Annotated in this window: 2 protein-coding genes; both read right to left on the bottom strand. The window is 37.5% G+C overall.

Features of this window, described 5'->3' with window-relative positions; all coding sequences use genetic code 11:
• Window positions 1-60 precede the first annotated feature (60 nt).
• Window positions 61-834: an IS21-like element helper ATPase IstB gene (istB, locus tag L3V42_RS17955; protein WP_238472623.1), complete on the bottom strand. Its 774-nt coding sequence runs from the start codon at window positions 832-834 to the stop codon at window positions 61-63.
• 1 nt (window position 835) lies between these two features.
• A complete protein-coding gene (gene istA / locus L3V42_RS17950) occupies window positions 836-2,374 on the bottom strand; it encodes an IS21 family transposase (RefSeq protein ID WP_238472622.1) in 1,539 nt (512 codons plus the stop codon).
• Window positions 2,375-2,515: the final 141 nt, after the last annotated feature.

Raw genomic sequence — 2,515 nt, 5'->3', positions numbered from 1 at the left:
TGTAACCGTCAAGTAGAATTAAGCAGTTTTTCACAATTAACACTCAACAGGTTTCCCCAATTAAGATTCAACACCTGTTTCTTGAAACAAAGCACGTCTGTACTTCATTCTGATGCTGTCTTGGTTCTCATCGAATGTGATAATTTCACTTCTGTGGAGAAGGCGATCTAGGATCGCCGTTGTTAATGTTGTATCTCCAAGAAATTTACCCCATTCCCCTGGACCTTTATTGGAAGTTAAAATAAAGGCCGTCTTATCATACATATCGTAAATAAACTGGAAAAAGAGCTGCGCATCTTGCGTTTCATAAGCCATATACATGACATCATCAATGATAACCAAATCTGATCCTGTAATTCGTTTATACCTCGTTCTAGACTTACTTATATATTCTTTAGTCTTTAATACGTAAATTAACTGATCCATGGATACGAAAGAAACCTGATACCCTTGGTTGACTGCCTGGATTCCCAATCCGGTTGAAAGATGAGTTTTTCCGACGCCAGGAGGCCCCATCATAATTAATGTGAAATTCTCTTCGATCCATGATAATTCCTTTAATACATTTAATTGTTTCTCACCAATCGCAGATTGCTCTTCGAGTTTAAATTGCTCTAATGTTAAGTGTTGGGGGAACTCTGCCCATTTCATTAACTTGATACGATTCTTATCCTCACGACAAGCCAATTCATATCCTAGTACCTGATCAATGAATTCGGAGTAAGTTAATCCCTTTGATTCAGCTTCTCTAAGCATGCTTGGTAGTTCCTTTGCTGTTTCTGCTAATCTTAAAGCTCTACATTTTTCTTGTAGCTCCTGATAGAATTCTGTCATCTTATTTACCTCCTTGAAGAACATCTAAGTAGATATCTTGATTACGCTCTGGAGCTACGATATCCTTATATTTTTCATTGATTACTTCTTCATGAGGCAAGTCTCTGTAACCTTCGATTTCTAAAGAAATCGCAATATCTCTTAAATCATTGGCACTGGTCAATCTAAGCCTTCTCATTTCTTTCAAAGCGTCATTGATATACTTTGGATATTTCTCGCTAGCTTTAAGCACAACCTTTAATTGATCGATTGTATGACGAGGATAGTGCTCCTGCAACGTCTTGATTAACCAGTTAGAGTCTTCCCAATCACCTAATCTCTCCATAACTTCTTCTGCTAAAGTATCTCTTTTTGTCTGGGAACGACGGCGATGTTTAGGATCTGTGATGACTTTTCCTTTTTCTTTTGATATTTCATGAATGGCAATTGGGTTATCACTCGGGTGAAGTGAGATGCTCAAACTTTGCTCTGAAATAGCCAGATAAGCAATGTTTTCTGCACTACTTCGAAAAGTTCCGAGCGGAACACTATACCGATTTCCTTTATAACGAATAACGTTGTCTTTATGAATCATTCTTGTTATATTAATAGATGAGATATTTTCAAAAATGTAATATCCATTGACCTTTTGAAGATGCTGCTTTTCGAGGGCGTGCGCTTCAAAGGGTCTTTTCTTTGTATTGTGATTAATTTTATAGTTTCCAGTTCTCTTTAGCCACCTTAAGTTAGAGTCCTGCCAAGACTCTAAATCTTGGAAAATACGGTGGTTTGCGAAGTTATTCTTCACAAATTTTATAAGCTGTTCAACTTTGCCCTTGGATTCTGGATCACTTTTCCGGCATAAGTAGATCTTAAAGCCTCTCGTTTCATGATACTTTGTAAAGGATTCGGTAAGGATTAAATCGCCTGCGTTTTCACTTACTGCTAATAAACGGTCTTGGTCATACACAATTTCTTCCGTCATACCTCCAAAATATTGAAACGCATTCTCCTGCATTCTAATTAAGTCCGAGGTACGAAGAGGACGATCAATCCACTCTACATATTTGAAACGTGAATGAGATAGAACAAATCCAGCTGCGTAAAGCTTCTTTCTTGATCCAAATTCAGTAGGAACAAACATTTCTCCGAAATCTACTTGCATTTGTTTACCCATCGGAAGTTCTTCTACCGTTCCATACTCACGACCAATCGTTTCTTTAGGAATATGATATCTATCCCTTAAATCATTCACATAATTTCGTACTGTATTCTCGGCTACCGATGTAACCTCAAACTTTTCCTGCAACCAATCATATACTTGGGCGCTTGTCATATCTGGGTGCTCTTTCAACCACCCCAGTATGTAATCTCTGTAAGGGTCCAACTTCTTCGCCCGGTTTTGTAAAGATGCCATAAACACTGCGAATTGATCTGGTGTCATCTTTAAATAATCGATAACTCTGTTTCTAGAAATCTTTAATTTCTTTGCAATCTGGCTCTTTGAGAATCCTTTTTTCTTTAAACGATGTATCTCTTGGTAAATCATCCACTTTTCCACTCCTTATTTCCTCCCCCTTCGACATACTCCGATTTAAGTATACCGAAAGGGATATGGAATTAGTAAACCGTTTAGTCTTAATTGGTGAAAACTGTTTACTCTTATTTGTGGAAAACTGTTGAGTCTAGTTTAGCAGTTACA

The sequence above is a fragment of the Oceanobacillus alkalisoli genome (genome assembly GCF_022213125.1).
GTDB lineage: Bacteria > Bacillota > Bacilli > Bacillales > Amphibacillaceae > Oceanobacillus > Oceanobacillus alkalisoli.
The sequence above is the reverse complement of the archived record's forward strand: the minus strand, read 5'-3'. Positions and strand labels throughout refer to the sequence as shown.